Below are 16,962 nucleotides of genomic sequence, written 5' to 3'. Positions count from 1 at the left end.
ATCAATCAATTCCGCCCGTAAGGGTCGTCTGCTCAGCATAGTCGAGGTGTTTGACGAGCTGCGTACGCAGCCGGGCACCTACCTCGGCAAATTCAATCGGCCCTGCATGGTCACGCAACTGGGTCATCGCCAGCCCCGCATAGCCACAGGGGTTAATCCGTCGAAACGGTTCCAGGTCCATGTCCACATTCAGTGCCAGGCCGTGGAAAGAGCAGCCATTGCGAATTCGCAGGCCCAGGGAGGCGATTTTAGCCCCCTCAACATACACCCCTGGCGCATCAGGTTTGGCTGCGGCGGTCACGCCGTAGCTGGCGAGCAGGTCGATCAGGCAATGCTCGATCCGGGTAACCAGATCACGTACGCCAAAACCGAGGCGCCGTACGTCGAGCATCAGGTATGCGACCAGCTGCCCGGGACCGTGGTAGGTCACCTGGCCACCGCGGTCGGACTTGACCACCGGGATATCCCCCGGCAGCAGCAGATGTTCGGCCTTGCCTGCCTGCCCCTGGGTAAATACCGGCGGATGCTGCACCAGCCAGACTTCGTCCGCCGTGTGCTTGTCGCGACCGTCGGTAAAGTGCTTCATCGCCAGCCAGGTGGACTCATAGTCGGCCACACCCAGCTCGCGAATACCCAGCACCTGCGACATCAAAGCACCATGTGCACGAAGCCGGTGGCTCGCAGTTCGCTGTTGATGTTGTACAGCTGGTCCTGATCGGTCGCAACGATGTGCAACTGGATCGTGGTGTACTTGCCATTGGTGCTCTGGCGCTCGTCAACACGATCATCGTTTACCGTCGCGTGCTTTTTCACGATATCGATGATCTTGTCCTTATTGCCCACACCCGTGTCGCTGATCACCTTAACCGGATAATCAACGTTCGGAAATTCGATCTTTGGCGCCTTTACTTCGGTATCGGTCATGGCGTATCGGCCTCGTAAGCCCAGAACTACATACGTGCCCCGCGCAGGGTAAGCGCGGGGTCATACAGGTGAGTGCAATCAGTTGAACAAGCCGTAAAAGAATAGACGGATGCTGTCCCATACGCGTCGGAAAATACCACCTTCCTCGACAGGCTCAAGTGCAATCAGGTCAGCGCTGTGCACGACCTTGTCGTCAAGTTTGACTTCAACCTTGCCGATCACGTCACCTTTGGCAATAGGCGCCATCAGCTGAGGATTCATGGTCATGCTTGCAGCCAGCTTTTTCAATTGGCCTTTAGGCAGGGTCAGGGTCAAATCTTCAGCCAGACCGGCTTTGACCTGATTGGTGGTGCCTTTCCAGACAGGAGCCTGAGCCAGTTCAACACCCTTCTGGTAGAAGGTCTGGGTTTCGAAGAAACGGAAACCGTAGGTCAGCAGCTTCTGGGTTTCAGCAGCACGTGCCGCTTCGCTGTTGGTACCGAATACCACAGCAATCAGACGCATGCCATCGCGAACAGCCGAAGACACCATGCAGTAGCCGGCTTCGTCGGTGTGACCGGTTTTCAGACCATCAACGGTCTTGTCGCGCCACAGCAACAGGTTGCGGTTAGGCTGCTTGATACCGTTCCAGAAGAACTCTTTCTGCGAGTAGATCGCGTAGTGAGTCGGATCTTCGTGGATGATCGCGCGTGCCAGCAACGACATGTCGTGGGCAGACGAATAGTGATCCGGGTTCGGCAGGCCGGTCGGGTTCATGAAGTGGCTGTTGGTCATGCCCAACTCACCGGCGGTCTTGTTCATCATGTCGGCGAACGCATCTTCGCTGCCGGCAATGTGCTCGGCCAGGGCTACGCTGGCATCGTTACCCGACTGGATGATGATCCCGTGCAGCAGGTCGCTGACCGAAACCTGGGTACCTACCTTGATGAACATCCGCGAACCACCGGTGCGCCAGGCGTTCTCGCTGACAGTTACCGGATCGTTCTCGCCGATCTGGCCGCGACGGATTTCCAGGGTCGCGATGTAAGCGGTCATCAGCTTGGTCAGGCTGGCCGGCGGCAGACGCTGGTCGCCGTTGTTTTCAACCAGCACGTTACCGCTGTTGGCATCCATCAGGACATAGGCCTTGGCAGCCAGTTGTGGCGGCGACGGCATCATCTCGACTGCCCAGGCAGCCGGGGTGATGATCAGCGGGACAAGCAGGCACAGGCGTTTGGCAAAGGTGGTGATGTTCATCCGTCTCTCGAAATTGTTAATGGAAACTTACCCTCGCGGGCAAAACTGTTCTGACAGCCGTTTGACTGGCTGTCGCGTATTCAGTTGCAAACCTGCCCCTCGAAGGGCTTTTGTTCTTGGCCCTTGCAACTGCGTTTGCGCCCCCAGGCCTGGAGGCACAACGCTTTAACCGGTGTTACTGATCGGTCACAACGCTCGGCTGGCCCAAATTGGCCAGTCGCACGCTGTTTTGTGTCTGCTGCACTTCATTTACCGAGGCAATCGGCCCCATGCGAACGCGGTGCAAGGTTTGTTGATTACGCACAACCGAGCTGATGAACACGGGAGCGCTGACCATGCCACTGAGTTTGGAACGAAGCAACTCGGCGGCATCCGGATTGGCAAAAGCGCCAACCTGCAAATACGTGCCCTGGCCTTTGACCATAGGGCTGACCGGCACGACATCGGCGGCATGCTGCTGGGCTGGCGGCGTCCATTGCTCGACCTTGCCGGTCGTCACTGTCGGGGCGGTGTTCTGGGCCACTTTCGGCTCATTGAGCATCAATGGCGCCGGGCGCCCACGTTGCGCCCACCAGGCTTGCGGGTCAATGCCTTCAACCTTGACCCGTGCGGTGCCGGTTTCGGCATAGCCCAGTTTCTTGGCGGCTGCGTAGGACAGGTCGATGATGCGGTCCGAATAAAACGGGCCACGGTCGTTGACCCGCAATACCACGGCCTTGCCGTTATCCAGGTTGGTTACCTTGACATAGCTGGGCAGTGGCAGGGTCTTGTGCGCCGCGCTCATGCCGTACAGGTCATAAACCTCGCCATTGGCGGTGTTCTGGCCATGGAACTTGGTGCCGTACCAGGACGCCGTGCCCGAGGCCACGTAGGTCTTGGACTCTTGCATCGGGAAGTAGGTCTTGCCCAGCACCGAGTACGGCGCGGCCTTGTAAGGACCGGAGTGCAGGGTCGGCGTCGCGTCCGGGATGCGCGAAACATCGACGTCCCACCACGGCGCGCCGTCCTTGTGGGCACGGTTGATGTCCAGCCCCGGTTTGGAAACAACGGCCGTCGGCTTTTGCGGGCTGTTCGGACGACTGCTGGTGCAGCTCACCACCAGCAGCGCAATAGCGGCGCAGGTTGCGAGTTTAAGAGGTGTGCGGATTGCTAGAAACGGCATTACTTGTTGCCCCGTGCTTGAACCAGCAAGTCGGACAGTTGATGCACTGCCATGGCGTACATCACGCTGCGGTTATAGCGCGTGATCGCATAAAAATTCTTCAGGCCCATCCAGTATTCAGGGCCATTGACGCCTTCAAGACGGAACGCCGTGACCGGCAGGTCGTCCGGCAGCGCATCATGACCCGACCAGCCCAGCGCTCGCAACTCCCCGACGGTTTTGACCGGTTCGATGCCCTGGGTCAAGCCTTCATCTGCCCTGTCGCCCTGTACGTCGGCACGCACCACCACCGGTTCACCGGCCACCCAGCCGTGACGCTTGAAGTAACTGGCAACACTGCCGATGGCGTCGTCCGGATTGCTCCAGATATTAATGTGGCCATCGCCGTCGAAGTCCACTGCGTAGGCACGAAAGCTGCTCGGCATGAACTGCGGCAACCCCATGGCCCCGGCATAAGAGCCCTTGAGGCTCAACGGATCGACTTGTTCTTCGCGGGTCAGCAGCAGAAATTCACGCAACTCCTTGCGGAAAAACTCGGCGCGCGGCGGGTAGTCAAAACCCAGGGTCGACAGCGCATCAATCACCCGATAGCTACCGGTGTTGCGCCCGTAAAAGGTTTCGACACCGATAATCGACACAATGACCTGGGCCGGAACCCCATACTCCTTTTCGGCACGGGCCAGCACGGCTTCGTGCTCACGCCAGAAATCCACACCCCGGGCCACGCGGGCGTCAGAGATAAAGATCGGGCGGTATTCCTTCCACTGTTTGACCCGCTCCGCCGGACGCGAGATCGCATCGAGGATGCTTTGCTTGCGCTCGGCATCACGGAACACGGCCATCAGCTGCTCGCCGGCAAACCCGTAATCGCGAGTCATTTCACCGACAAACTCAGCCACCTGGGGCGAGCCTTCATAGTCGCCGGCCACCGCGCCCTGCGCTGCCCCGAACAGACCCAGCAGGCCCATCCAGGACGCGTATCGAGCGGCCCAGCCACGCATTACTTGCATTGAATTCTTCACCTTAATCAAACTTGTGCGATCCACTTGCGATGAGTGTGGATCGACATCAAAACCCCAAACGCTGACAGCAGCGTCACGAGCGAAGTTCCGCCGTAACTAATGAACGGCAATGGCACGCCCACCACCGGTAACAGGCCACTGACCATACCGATGTTGACGAAAACATAAACAAAAAACGTCATGGTCAGGCTGCCCGCCAGCAATTTGCCGAACAGCGTCTGTGCCTGGGCGGTAATCACCAGGCCCCGACCAATCAACAACAGGTAGATCAACAACAGCGCACAGATACCCACCAGACCGAACTCCTCCCCCATCACCGCAATGATGAAGTCGGTGTGACTCTCAGGCAGAAAATCCAGGTGCGACTGGGTGCCCAGCAGCCAGCCCTTGCCGAATACCCCGCCCGAACCGATGGCAGCCTTGGACTGGATAATGTTCCAGCCCGTGCCCAGCGGATCGCTCTCAGGATCGAGAAAGGTCAGGATTCGCTGCTTCTGGTAGTCATGCATGATGAAAAACCACATGGCAATTGCCACCGGCACGGCCGCCGCCAACACGCTGATAATCCAGCGCCAGCGCAAACCACCCATAAACAGCACGAACGCGCCGCCCGCCAGAACCAGCAGCGCGGTGCCAAGGTCGGGCTGACGCACGATCAGACCAAAGGGAATGCCGATCAGCAGCAAACTGACTGCCACGTGTTTGAGTTGTGGCGGTAGCGTGCGCTTGGACAGATACCAGGCGATGGTCGCCGGCATCAGAATCTTCATGAACTCCGAGGGCTGGAAGCGAATGACCCCCGGTATGTTGATCCAGCGCGTAGCGCCCATGGCGTTGTGGCCCATGACATCCACCACCACCAGCAGCATCACCCCGACCAGGTAGCCCACCGGCACCCAGCGCGCCATAAAGCGGGGTTCGAGCTGGGCGATGATAAACATCGACACCAGGCCGATGCCGAAGGATGTTGCCTGTTTGCTCAGCAAGTCCCAGCTTTTACCGCTGGCCGAATAGAGTACAAACAGACTGCCCGCAGCCAGGGTCAGGAGCAGAATCAGCAGCGGACCATCGATATGCAAACGCTGCAGCAGCGTGGCACGTCGACGCATCACGTCCTCACTGGAGAGGATGCGGTCAAAATTACTAATCATTGGCCGTAACCTCTGCCTTTAAAGGGCTGGCGTATTCGGGTTTGAGCTTGCCGTCAGCATCCAGCAACCAGGCATCCATGACCTTACGCACCACCGGCGAGGCAACCCGACTGCCCGCCTCACCGTTTTCAATCATGACCGAGACGGTAATTTGCGGGTTGTTGGCCGGGGCAAAGCCGACAAACAAGGCGTGGTCACGGTGACGTTCCTGAACCTTGGAGCGGTCGTACTTCTCACCCTGCTTGATCGCCACGACCTGCGCCGTACCACTCTTGCCGGCAATCAGGTATTGCGCCCCGACGCCTGCTACCCGCGCAGTGCCGCGGGCACCGTGCACCACTTGCTGCATGCCGTGACTGACCTTGGCCCAGCTGGACGGGTCGCGAAGAATGATATCGGGCATCGGGTTAGGATCGACCGGCGCCACGCCCTCAATGGTTTTGGCCAGGTGCGGGCGAATCCACTTGCCCTTGCTGGCAATCAGCGCAGTCGCCTGCGCCAGCTGTAGAGGCGTGGACTGCATATAACCCTGACCAATCCCCAGAATCAGGGTCTCGCCCGGGAACCAGGCCTGACGCCGGGTCGCGCGCTTCCACTCCCGGGACGGCATCAGGCCAGCCGACTCTTCGAACATGTCGAGGGAGACTTTTTGGCCGATACCGAACTGGTTCATGTAGGTCGACAGACGATCGATGCCCAGCTTGTGGGCCAGATCATAGAAATAGGTGTCGTTGGACCGCATGATCGCGGTGTCCAGGTCGACATAGCCATCACCGGTGCGGTTCCAGTTACGGTACTTGTGATCGTAATTGGGCAACTGGTAATAGCCCGGATCGTAGACCCGGGTCGAAGCATTGATCACGCCACTGTCCAGACCGGCAATCGCTACTGCCGGCTTGATGGTCGAGCCCGGCGGGTACAGGCCGCGTAAGATGCGGTTGAACAGCGGGCGGTCAATCGAATCGCGCAACTCGGCATAGGCCTTGAAGCTGATGCCGGTGACAAACAGGTTGGGGTCAAAGCTTGGCTGACTGACCATGGCCAGCACTTCACCGGTCATCGGATTCAGGGCAACTACCGCCCCGCGCCGACCGGCCAGTGCTTCTTCGGCCGCCTCTTGCAGCTTGATATCGAGGCTGAGCACGATGTCTTTGCCGGGAATCGGGTCGGTGCGCTTTAACACCCGCAATACCCGGCCCCGGGCGTTGGTTTCAACTTCTTCGTAACCCACCTGACCGTGCAGCTCGGCTTCATAGAAGCGTTCGATACCGGTTTTGCCGATGTGATGGGTGCCGCTGTAATTGACCGGATCGAGGGTTTTAAGCTCTTTCTCGTTGATCCGCCCCATGTAACCCACCGAGTGCGCAAAGTGCGCGCCTTGCGGGTAATGCCGTACCAGCTGCGCAACCACCTCAACCCCGGGCAGGCGGAACTGGTTCACGGCAATCCGGGCGATCTGCTCTTCGTTCAGCTCAAACAGAATGGGCACTGGCTCAAACGGCCGACGCCCCTGTTTCATGCGTTTCTCAAACAACGCACGATCTTCCGGCGTGAGCTGCAGGACTTCAACGATAACGTCGAGCACCTGCTGCGAATCGCCCGAACGCTCACGGGTCATGGTCAGGCTGAAACTGGGACGGTTGTCCGCGATCACTACGCCATTGCGGTCAAAGATCAGGCCGCGGGTCGGTGGAATCGGCTGCACATGCACCCGGTTGTTTTCCGACAGGGTCGAGTGGTACTCGTACTGCACCACCTGCAGAAAATACAGGCGTGCGAGCAGGACGCAAATCAGTACCACCACCGCAATTGCGCCGACCACGACTCGTCCGCGCACCAGGCGTGCGTCTTTCTCGTGGTCTTTGAGGCGTATCGGCTGAGACATTCGGGACGCTGACTATTTGTGATAAGGGTGCCCGGACAACACTGTCCAGGCGCGATACAACTGTTCACCAATCAGAATCCGTACTAACGGGTGCGGCAACGTCAAGGGCGACAACGACCAGCGCTGATCGGCGCGCGCGCAAACTTCAGGCGCCAACCCTTCGGGGCCGCCGACCATGAAGTTCACCGTGCGCGAGTCCAGGCGCCAGCGGTCGAGCTCAACCGCCAGCTGCTCGGTGCTCCACGGCTTGCCGTGGACTTCCAACGTAACGATTCGCTCCCCCGGGCCGACCTTGGCCAGCATGGCCTCGCCTTCCTGACGGATGAAACGAGCCACGTCAGCATTCTTGCCGCGGGTATTGAGCGGTATTTCTACCAGTTCAAGCGCCAGCTCGGATGGCAGACGCTTGGCATATTCATGCCAACCCTCTTCCACCCACTTGGGCATACGCGAACCGACAGCGATCAGACGCAAGCGCACAACGAACCCTTATTCCTGGTCTTTGTTGAGCTTGATGAAGTGCTCGTGGGTGTTTTCCGGGCTGTGGTGAGCAGCGTTCAGGGCACGGCTCTGTTCTGCGCCGGACCACAGGCGTTCCAGGTCGTAGAACTGACGGGCACTGGCAGTCATCATGTGCACGATCACGTCGTCCATATCCAGCAGGACCCAGTCGCTGTCGCCCTTGCCTTCTTCGCCCAATGGCTTCACGCCCAGCGCTTTGACGGCCTCACGAACCTTGTCCAGCATCGCGCCGATCTGACGGTTCGAAGTACCGGTAGCGATGATCATGAAATCGGTGATGCTGTGCTTGTCACGCACGTCGATGATCTGGATGTCCTGACCTTTAACGTCTTCCAGAGCGGCAACGGCTACTTCAACCAGTTTTTCGCCCTTGAGTGGCTCACCGGTGAATTTTTCAACTGGCAGCGGAGCGCTTTTGGCTTTGCCTGTGCGCTTTACTTTGCTTACGTCTTTGTTCGTCATATAAAAACTCGTTTTGCTCATGTGTTCGGGCGTTTCAATACACGTTGAATCGTGCCTTGAAACGCGCCTTTTCAGTTCGACGCACGGTAAAGTCCGTGCGCATCGATGTAGGCCAGGACCGCGTCGGGCACCAGATAACGTACCGACTTACCGCTGGCCAGCAGTTGACGGATCTGGGTGGCGGATACCGCGAGCGGCGTCTGCCAGACGAATGCAATCTGTCCGCCAGGCCCCTTCAGGGCCAGCGGGTCGCTCACCGAGCGCGCTGCCAGCAGGTTGCGCAAGGCATCCGGCGGTTCGCTGTCGGCATCCGGGCGCTGTAGCACCAGGATATGGCAATGCTGGAGTAAATCCTCCCAGCGGTGCCACGTAGGCAGGCCGCAAAAAGCGTCCCAGCCCAGCAGTAAAAACAACTGGTCATCAGCGGCCAGCTCGGCCCGCATCAGTTCCAGGGTATCAATGGTGTAGGACGGCGTGTCCCGTTGCAGCTCCCGGGAATCCACTACCAGCGTAGCTACTCCAGCGACAGCACACTCAACCATCGCCAAACGGTCGAGCGCCGACACCTGGGGCGTATCGCGATGTGGCGGCCTGGCGTTGGGAGTCAGACGTAGCTCATCGAGCTGCATCATTTCGGCCACTTCCAGGCCACCGCGCAAATGCCCGATGTGCACCGGATCGAAGGTGCCACCCAGAACGCCAATGCGCAGGGGTAACAGGCCGATGGCCGGGGCCACCACTAACGGACTGAGGTCAACCAAGTCAGACCGGCTCCTGGCCGCGCAGCTGACCGTCACCGACCACAATGTACTTCTCGCAGGTCAGACCTTCGAGACCCACCGGGCCGCGGGCGTGCAGCTTATCAGTAGAAATGCCAATCTCCGCACCCAATCCGTACTCAAATCCATCGGCGAAGCAGGTCGGGGTGTTGAGCATCACTGAACTGGAGTCGACTTCGGCCATAAAACGCCGGGCGTCGCCCTGATGTTCGGTGACGATCGAGTCGGTGTGATGGGAGCCGTAGTGATTGATGTGCTCAATCGCCTGGTCCAGACCGTCGACGATCAGGATCGACAAAATCGCATCCAGATACTCGGTGCTCCAGTCATCTTCGGTGGCCGGCAGCACGTCGATCAACGCCCGGGTACGTTCGCAACCGCGCAGCTCGACGCCCTTGGTGCGGAACTGTTCGGCCATTGCCGGCAAAAACTGCGCAGCGACGGTCTGATCCACCAGCAGGGTTTCCATCGCCCCGCAGATCCCGTAACGGTAGGTCTTGGCGTTGAACGCGATGCGCTGGGCCTTGGCCAGATCAGCGCGGGCACTGACATAGACATGGCAAATGCCGTCAAGGTGCTTGATGACCGGCACCTTGGCATCACGGCTGACCCGTTCGATCAGGCCTTTGCCGCCACGGGGCACAATCACATCCACGTACTCGGGCATAGTGATCAGCGCGCCGACCGCAGCCCGGTCGGTGGTTTCAACCACCTGTACCACTGCCGGCGGCAGTCCGGCCTCGGCCAGACCTCGCTGGATGCAGATGGCTATCGCACGGTTGGAGTGAATCGCCTCGGAGCCGCCACGCAGAATGGTGGCATTGCCCGACTTGAGACACAGGCTGGCGGCATCGATGGTCACGTTCGGACGCGACTCGTAGATGATTCCGACTACTCCCAGCGGCACGCGCATCTTGCCCACCTGGATACCCGAGGGGCGATAGCTCATGTCACGAATGGCCCCGACGGGGTCCGGCAAGCTTGCCACCTGACGCAAACCGACAATCATGCTGTCGATACGGGCAGGGGTCAGCGCCAGGCGCTCCAGCATGGCTGGCTCAAGGCCATTGGCCCGGCCGGCGGCCAGGTCCAGTTCGTTGGCCGCAACCAGCTCCGAACGGGCCGCATCCAGGGCGTCGGCAGCGCCGTGCAGGGCACGGTTTTTCTGCGCCGTGCTGGCGCGGCCGATCACGCGGGAGGCTTCGCGAGCAGCGCGACCCAGGCGGGTCATGTAGTCAAGAACGGACTCAGTCATGGTCTCAAGGGTCTTGGCAGGGAGGAAAGCGGCCGATTATAGCTGTCGCGCCGTCTCACGCACAGCGGTGACAGGCGGATGGTCGAAATCGGCCGTAAATACACAGTGTTCAGCCCCGATTAAGCATCCCTTGCTATGATTGGCGACTTTTTAGCCATCTGCTGACCCCCCTGAAGATGCCAATCACGTTGCCCGATACTTTTTTCAATCGCGACGCCCAGCTGCTCGCTCGCGAACTGTTGGGAAAAGTCATTCGTCACCGGGTTGACGGTTTGTGGCTTAGCGCGCGGATCATCGAAACCGAAGCCTATTACTGCGCAGACAAGGGCAGCCACGCGTCCCTGGGCTACACCGAAAAGCGCAAGGCGCTGTTTTTCGATGGTGGCCACATCTATATGTACTACGCACGGGGCGGCGACTCGCTGAACTTCAGTGCCCAGGGCCCCGGCAACGCGGTACTGATCAAGTCGGCCTACCCCTGGCAGGACCCGTTGTCCGGCCCGGCCAGCCTGGCCCGGATGCGACTCAACAACCCTGACACCCAGGGTCGGCCACGCCCGGACCAGAAACTCTGCGCGGGGCAAACCCTGCTGTGCAAAGCACTGGGGCTGAAAGTACCTGACTGGGATGCAAAATGTTTCGATCCCGAACGTTTACGGGTCGATGACGTCTCAGAGGTGCCGTCGCAGATCATTCAAACCACCCGCCTGGGCATACCCCATGGCCGGGACGAGCATTTGCTGTACCGATTTGTCGATGCCGACTACACCGCGTACTGCACCCGCAACCCACTGCGCCGCGGCCAGGTTGAGGGGCGCGACTATATAGTGTTGGAAAACCGGCCCCCTCTGTAGGAGCAAGCTGTTCAACACAGCAACGCAGAGCTCGCATCTGCAGACGATTGAAACAACGATTAAAAAGGAAGTTTTAGCATGGGCCCATGGCTCGATAGCATGACCGGCTGGTTAACGGCCAACCCGCAATGGCTGGGCCTTGCCGTATTTTTAGTGACGTTCTTTGAATGCCTGGCGATCATCGGCTTTATCATTCCGGGCACCATATTGCTGTTCGCGATCGCCGTTCTGGCAGGCAATGGCGCGATGTCACTGGGTGAAACATTGTTACTGGGGCTGCTCGGAGGTCTGACCGGAGACGTTGTGTCCTACGTTCTGGGCAGACGTTTCCACCAAAACATCCGGCGCCTGCCCTTGCTGCGCCACCATCCTGAATGGATAAACCGCGCCGAAGGCTATTTTCAACGCTACGGGATTGCCAGCCTGCTGGTCGGACGCTTCATCGGCCCGCTGCGTCCTATGCTGCCCATGGTGGCAGGCATGTGCGACATGCCGGTCCCGCGCTTCATCATTGTCAGCCTGCTGGCCGGGGCTGGCTGGTCGGTGGCCTATCTCCTGCCGGGCTGGGCAACAGGGGCCGCGATTCGCCTGCCGTTGCCTGAAGGGTTCTGGCCGCAAGCAGCCATCGTTGCCGCGGGTCTGACTGCACTGCTGGGGCTGAGCATCAATGCCAGCATCCGCCGCCAACCCAAAGCCACGTTATTGATCGGCGCCCTGGGTCTGGCGCTGCTGATCGCGGTGTTCGCGGGCTATCCGTACATGGGCGCTTTTGACCGTGGCATCAGTGCGCTGCTGCAGGAGCACCGCAGCAGCGCGATGGATCTCGGCGCCGTGCTGGTCACGCAAATAGGCAACTTCCACACCCAGTTTGTGGCCGCGGCGCTGCTCTGCGGGTTGCTGCTGGTCACCAAGCAGTGGCGGGCGATGATCTTTTTTGGCGGGGTGACGCTGTTTACGGCCCTGGCCAACACCGCCACCAAACACTTCTTTGCCCGCATGCGCCCCGAAGTGCTGGTGGATCCGCTGACCACCTACAGCATGCCCAGCGGCCATAGCTCCGGCTCATTTGCGTTTTTTATCGCCCTGGCGATTCTGGCCGGTCGCGAACAACCCCAGCGCATGCGCATTACCTGGGTCCTGCTGGGCTGCTTGCTGGCGATCAGCGTGGCGCTGTCGCGGGTGTATCTGGGAGCCCATTGGCCAACCGACATCATGGCCGGCGCCCTGCTCGCCATCCTGGTCAACGCTTTTGCCCTGGCGCTGAGCCAGCGCTACATGCCGCTGCAGCCGATACCGCAGAAGATCTGGTGGCTGATCCTGCCGGCAATCGTTGCTCTGTATGGCTTTTTCATGCTGCACGACTTGTCCCGCGAGTTGCTGCGCTACACCTATTGATGCAGCCCGACGCCTACATCAGGGTTTCGCCCAGCGCCTCGCTCTGCATCTCGTCGAGCAGCACCTGAATCCCGTCCAGACGCTGCTGCGGGTCATCGACCTGCAGCAGTTCGAGCTTGTCCTGTTCGGCAAAGGGCAGCAGGTAGGCCAACTGGTTTGCCAGTGCCTGCTGACCCGGCACTTCAGTGCTCATGTTCAACGCAGCCACCATCGGGTGTTCCGCCAGGGCTTTGAGCAATGCCAGCAGGTCCTGGTCTTCGTGCTCCAGCGGCTGTTCGGGAAGCTCGTCCAGCCAGTCGACCTCGGCCAGCAATAACTGATTGCCCTGAAGCTCGGTGCTCAACACCTCAAATCGCCGTCCGCCCTCGACCCGTATCCCCAGCAGGCCGTTGTCCTGCTGCTGAAAATCGCGAATCAGCGCTTCACAGCCAATCCGGGCGATATCCTGGGGCGCCTCTCCTACCTCGCCGCCTTCCAGGATGCACACCACACCAAAACCCGTGCCTTGCTTCATGCAACGGGCAATCATGTCCAGATAGCGCGCCTCGAAAATCTGCAAGTCCAGCACGCAGCCCGGAAACAGCACGGTGTTCAATGGAAACAGCGGCAAGCTCATATATTTTTCCTTAGACAACCAGGGTTACAGCCAACGGCAGGAAAACCGCCGTACCTACGCCCATCAGACTCATGGCCAGCGCTGCAAAAGCGCCGCACTCCTCGCCTTCTTGCAACGCGACCGAGGTGCCCACCGCGTGGGCGGTCATGCCCAGCGCCATACCCCGGGCCTCAGGGCTATGCACCCGCAAAAGCCGCAACAGCCCGGGGCCGACTATCGCGCCGATTACTCCGGTAATCAGCACAAATACCGCCGCCAGGGGCGCAACACCGCCGATCTGTTCTGCGACCAGCATCGCAATCGGCGAAGTAACCGACTTCGGCGCCAGGGTCATCAGCATCATATGCTCGGCGCCAAACCACCAGCCCAGCAAAACCACCAGTCCGGTGGCCAGGACTCCGCCAATCACCAGCGTAGTAAAAATGGGCCAGAACAGTTGACGGATTCGCCGCAGATTCAGATACAGCGGCACCGCCAGCGCCACAGTGGCCGGGCCAAGCAGGATGCTGAGGATTTCCGTGCTTTTACGGTACTCGACATAGCTCAGACCGCAACTGACCAGGACCCCGATCACCAGTAACATCGACGCCAACACCGGCTGCAGGAAAATCCAGCGGGTTTTTTCATAGGCCGCCAGCACCAGTTGATAAGCGCCCAGGGTAATCCCGATGCCAAACAGCGGGTGATGGATTACCGACGCCCAGGCGCCCTGCCACTCAAGGTTCATGGCCGCTCCCCGGGGTGACTGTGCCCTTTGAGCAAGCGCTGCATCAGCACACCGACAAACGCCATAGAGATCAGCAGTGACAGCACCAGGGCACCGGCAATGGCCCAAAAATCAGCCGCGATATCGGCGGCATACACCATGACTCCGACGGCAGGAGGGACGAGCAGCAGCGGCAGGTAGCGCAACAAACTGCTGGCCGCCTGGCTCAGGGGTTCGCCGACCTGGCCGCGCAGCAGCAAAAATACCAGCAGCAGCAACAGACCGATAATGGGGCCGGGCAACACGGGGACGAACAAGTGATTAAGGGCAGTACCGAGCAATTGAAACAGCACCAGCCACGTCAAGCCGCGTAACAACATCTCACTTCTCCAGCAAATATTTTTTGCGTCGCATTATAAGCACGTCCCCTCACAAGCCGGCATTGCCAAACCATGGCGATGGTCACGCAATTACCAGGATGTTTCATCCAGCCCTATAGAGCGGCTCTCCTTGCTACGGCATACTCGCAAGCCTAACTATCCGGATCCCGCTATGCGCCCACTTGCCCCCCTTGCTTTGACCCTGCTGTTGACGGCCTGCGGAGACGGCGAATCGCTGATGCCTCCCGACGCACGCCTGCCTGATGGCGGCCGCTATCGAGGCGAAGTGGTCAACGGGCTATTGCAAGGTCAGGGCCGTATCGACTACCCGAATGGCAGTTGGTATACCGGCGATTTCAAAAATGGCCTGTGGCACGGTCAGGGTGAATGGCACGCCAGCAACGGCGACGTCTATAGCGGTGGCTTCGAACAGGGCCAGTACAGCGGCCAGGGCAGCCTGACCACCCACGACAGCACCTATGTCGGCGGCTTCAAGCAGGGCCGGCGCGAGGGTGAGGGCACGCTCAAAGAAGGTGGCATGAGCTACCGCGGCGAGTTCAAGGACGATCAGTTCTCCGGCGTTGGCCATCTTGAACTTGAAGACGGCAGCCAGTACCAGGGGCAGTTCGCCCACGGCAAACCCAACGGCGAAGGCAAGCGCAGCGATGCCAGCGGCAATGAATTCAGCGGCCAGTTCGTCAATGGCGAGCTGGAAGGCAACGGCGTGTTCAACAGTGCCGATGGCGACCAGTACGAAGGCGCATTCAAACACAATCAACTGAACGGCAAAGGCCGCTATGAAAACGCTGACGGCGATGTCTGGATCGGCGAGTTCAAAGATGGCGCCCTGACCGGCAAGGGCGAGCTGATCGGCATTGATGGCTCGCACTATCGCGGCATGTTCAATGAGTGGCGGTTCAATGGCCCCGGCCACCTGAGCATGGCCGACGGCAGCAGCTATATCGGTGAATTTGCCGCGGACACCTATCAGGGGCATGGCACCCTGACCCTGGCCGATGGCACCGTCGAAAGCGGCTACTGGCTTAACGGACAACGGGTACGCGATGCCAATGGCAACCTGCTGCCCGACCCGCTGGAACTGGGCCTGCTCAATCAGGGAACGCTGCTCAAAGACGCACTGGATGCAGTACCTGCGTCGACCCCCGACGTAGAGCTATACAGCCTGGTGCTGGCGGGCGACGGCAAGCAAAGTGTGTTCATGCGTGAAGCCGAATACGTCAACAACATGCTCGCCACCCGCTTCGGCAGCCACGGCCAGATCAACCTGGTGAACCATCGCGATCATCTGCTGGACCAGCCCATGGCCACCCGGGAAAACCTGCACCGCGCAGCCAAAACCCTGGCCGAGCGTACCGGCCCCGAAGACCTGGTGTTTATCTACCTCACCAGTCACGGCACCCAGGAGCATGAACTGGTGCTGGATCAACCGCGCCTGGAGCTGGCAGACCTGCCTGCCGACGAACTGGCCGCAGCCCTGGCTCCGCTGAAAAACCGGGACAAGATTATCGTGATTTCATCCTGCTACTCCGGCGGGTTTATCCCGGCGCTCAAAGATGACAAAACCCTGATCATGACCGCATCCCGGGCCGACCGCGTGTCTTTTGGCTGCTCGGAAGAAGCCGACTTCACTTACTTCGGCAATGCGCTGTTCGCTCAGGCGCTGAATCAGACCGACGACCTGGAAAAAGCTTTCAAACTGGCCAGGGGTTATATCACCGAGCGCGAGCAGACTGACGGCTACGAGCCCTCCGAGCCGCAGATATGGGCGCCAAAAGGTGTCCTGGCGCACTGGCAACGCTTGCGCCAGCAACAGGCAAAACAGGCCTTGCAGTCACCTGAATGAACTGCAAGTCAGCTAACTAAGACTAAGCTGGATGTATCAAGGGAGAACCACGCATGTACTTGACGCCTCAGCACATCCTGCTTGCAGGAGCTACCGGTCTTACCGGCGAACATCTGCTCGACCGGTTGCTTAACGAACCCACCATCACCCGAGTACTTGCGCCCTCACGGCGACCACTGGCCAAACATCCGCACCTGGAAAATCCGGTGGGCGATCCGTCGGTGTTTCTGCCAGAGCTGAGCGGACAGGTCGATATCGCATTTTGCTGCCTGGGTACCACCATCAAGCAGGCGGGCTCGCAAGAAGCCTTCCGTGCGGTCGATCATGACATGGTCGTAGCCTTTGCCAAACGCGCACGGGAAATGGGCGCGCGGCACCTGATAGTGCTCAGCGCGATAGGGGCCGATCCTAAATCGTCGGTGTTCTATAACCGGGTCAAAGGCGAGATGGAGCAATCATTGCGCGTCCAGGGCTGGCCGCAGCTGACCATTGCCCGCCCGTCGCTGCTGATCGGTGAGCGTACAGAACCGCGTTTGGCGGAGCAGCTGGCGGCGCCCCTGTCCAGACTGATCCCGGGCAAATACCACGGTATCGAGGCCTGCCAGCTGGCTCGTGCCCTATGGCGCCTGGCCCTGGAAGAGCAGGATGGGGTGCGGGTGGTCGAGTCCGATGAACTGAGAAGGCTGGGTAAATAATCCGCCCTGTGGTCGCTGCCAAAGGCTGCGAGCTTTATAAAACCGGGGGGCGTA

General features: G+C 59.8%; 18 protein-coding genes. 4 read left to right on the top strand and 14 right to left on the bottom strand.

The window, feature by feature from the left end:
• Position 1: 1 nt before the first annotated feature.
• The 11 genes from lipB to B195_RS02915 form a co-directional block, all read right to left on the bottom strand.
• Positions 2–649 (bottom strand): lipoyl(octanoyl) transferase LipB, encoded by a 648-nt coding sequence (gene lipB, locus B195_RS02965; protein WP_003444175.1) that lies wholly within the window; start codon positions 647–649, stop codon positions 2–4.
• On the bottom strand, positions 649–924 hold the full coding sequence (locus B195_RS02960; RefSeq protein ID WP_003444178.1) for a DUF493 domain-containing protein: 276 nt from the start codon (positions 922–924) through the stop codon (positions 649–651). The genes lipB and B195_RS02960 overlap by 1 nt, the downstream gene beginning before the upstream one ends.
• 78 nt (positions 925–1,002) lie before the next feature.
• On the bottom strand, positions 1,003–2,160 hold the full coding sequence (locus B195_RS02955; RefSeq protein ID WP_003444180.1) for a D-alanyl-D-alanine carboxypeptidase family protein: 1,158 nt from the start codon (positions 2,158–2,160) through the stop codon (positions 1,003–1,005).
• 175 nt (positions 2,161–2,335) lie between these two features.
• Positions 2,336–3,322: a septal ring lytic transglycosylase RlpA family protein gene (locus B195_RS02950; protein WP_003444183.1), complete on the bottom strand. Its 987-nt coding sequence runs from the start codon at positions 3,320–3,322 to the stop codon at positions 2,336–2,338.
• Positions 3,322–4,344, bottom strand: a complete 1,023-nt coding sequence (mltB, locus tag B195_RS02945) for a lytic murein transglycosylase B (RefSeq protein WP_177413000.1) — start codon at positions 4,342–4,344, stop codon at positions 3,322–3,324. Before mltB ends, B195_RS02950 begins: the two co-directional genes overlap by 1 nt.
• Positions 4,345–4,349: 5 nt before the next feature.
• Positions 4,350–5,453: a rod shape-determining protein RodA gene (gene rodA, locus B195_RS02940; protein ID WP_165439601.1), complete on the bottom strand. Its 1,104-nt coding sequence runs from the start codon at positions 5,451–5,453 to the stop codon at positions 4,350–4,352.
• A gap of 34 nt (positions 5,454–5,487) precedes the next feature.
• Complete coding sequence (gene mrdA / locus B195_RS02935; protein ID WP_003444190.1) at positions 5,488–7,380, bottom strand: penicillin-binding protein 2; 1,893 nt, start codon at positions 7,378–7,380, stop codon at positions 5,488–5,490.
• Between the two features lie 12 nt (positions 7,381–7,392).
• Complete coding sequence (gene rlmH, locus B195_RS02930) at positions 7,393–7,860, bottom strand: 23S rRNA (pseudouridine(1915)-N(3))-methyltransferase RlmH (RefSeq protein ID WP_003444191.1); 468 nt, start codon at positions 7,858–7,860, stop codon at positions 7,393–7,395.
• 9 nt (positions 7,861–7,869) lie between these two features.
• The gene (gene rsfS / locus B195_RS02925; RefSeq protein ID WP_003444202.1) at positions 7,870–8,364 is read right to left on the bottom strand and encodes a ribosome silencing factor; all 495 of its coding nucleotides are present in this window, start codon (positions 8,362–8,364) and stop codon (positions 7,870–7,872) included.
• Positions 8,365–8,435: 71 nt separating this feature from the next.
• Positions 8,436–9,101 carry a nicotinate-nucleotide adenylyltransferase gene (nadD, locus tag B195_RS02920; RefSeq protein ID WP_165878380.1) on the bottom strand — a complete coding sequence of 222 codons (666 nt, stop codon included), beginning with the start codon at positions 9,099–9,101 and terminating at the stop codon, positions 8,436–8,438.
• 25 nt (positions 9,102–9,126) lie between these two features.
• The gene (locus tag B195_RS02915; RefSeq protein WP_003444207.1) at positions 9,127–10,398 is read right to left on the bottom strand and encodes a glutamate-5-semialdehyde dehydrogenase; all 1,272 of its coding nucleotides are present in this window, start codon (positions 10,396–10,398) and stop codon (positions 9,127–9,129) included.
• 176 nt (positions 10,399–10,574) lie between these two features.
• On the opposite strand from B195_RS02915, the gene B195_RS02910 reads away from it, so the two are divergent.
• Together B195_RS02910 and B195_RS02905 are read left to right on the top strand one after the other, a co-directional pair.
• The gene (locus B195_RS02910) at positions 10,575–11,252 is read left to right on the top strand and encodes a DNA-3-methyladenine glycosylase (RefSeq protein ID WP_037001589.1); all 678 of its coding nucleotides are present in this window, start codon (positions 10,575–10,577) and stop codon (positions 11,250–11,252) included.
• Between the two features lie 78 nt (positions 11,253–11,330).
• Complete coding sequence (locus B195_RS02905) at positions 11,331–12,647, top strand: bifunctional DedA family/phosphatase PAP2 family protein (RefSeq protein WP_003444211.1); 1,317 nt, start codon at positions 11,331–11,333, stop codon at positions 12,645–12,647.
• Between the two features lie 13 nt (positions 12,648–12,660).
• Here B195_RS02905 and B195_RS02900 read toward each other — a convergent pair whose 3' ends face one another.
• Genes B195_RS02900 through B195_RS02890 form a run of 3 tightly spaced genes read right to left on the bottom strand, consistent with a single transcriptional unit; the run spans position 12,661 to position 14,349 of the window.
• The gene (locus B195_RS02900; RefSeq protein ID WP_003444214.1) at positions 12,661–13,263 is read right to left on the bottom strand and encodes an LON peptidase substrate-binding domain-containing protein; all 603 of its coding nucleotides are present in this window, start codon (positions 13,261–13,263) and stop codon (positions 12,661–12,663) included.
• A 10-nt stretch (positions 13,264–13,273) separates the two neighbouring features.
• Complete coding sequence (locus B195_RS02895; protein WP_003444217.1) at positions 13,274–13,990, bottom strand: LrgB family protein; 717 nt, start codon at positions 13,988–13,990, stop codon at positions 13,274–13,276.
• Positions 13,987–14,349: a CidA/LrgA family protein gene (locus B195_RS02890; protein ID WP_003444223.1), complete on the bottom strand. Its 363-nt coding sequence runs from the start codon at positions 14,347–14,349 to the stop codon at positions 13,987–13,989. Before B195_RS02890 ends, B195_RS02895 begins: the two co-directional genes overlap by 4 nt.
• Before the next feature lie 172 nt (positions 14,350–14,521).
• Between B195_RS02890 and B195_RS02885 the strand changes: the two genes are divergently transcribed.
• Positions 14,522–16,213, top strand: coding sequence for a C13 family peptidase (locus B195_RS02885; protein WP_003444226.1), 1,692 nt, complete (start codon positions 14,522–14,524; stop codon positions 16,211–16,213).
• A gap of 53 nt (positions 16,214–16,266) precedes the next feature.
• Positions 16,267–16,908 (top strand): oxidoreductase, encoded by a 642-nt coding sequence (locus B195_RS02880; protein WP_003444229.1) that lies wholly within the window; start codon positions 16,267–16,269, stop codon positions 16,906–16,908.
• Positions 16,909–16,962: the final 54 nt, after the last annotated feature.

Origin of the sequence: Pseudomonas sp. Lz4W, from assembly GCF_000346225.2 — a bacterium.
GTDB lineage: Bacteria > Pseudomonadota > Gammaproteobacteria > Pseudomonadales > Pseudomonadaceae > Aquipseudomonas > Aquipseudomonas paraversuta.
The sequence above is the reverse complement of the archived record's forward strand: the minus strand, read 5'-3'. Positions and strand labels throughout refer to the sequence as shown.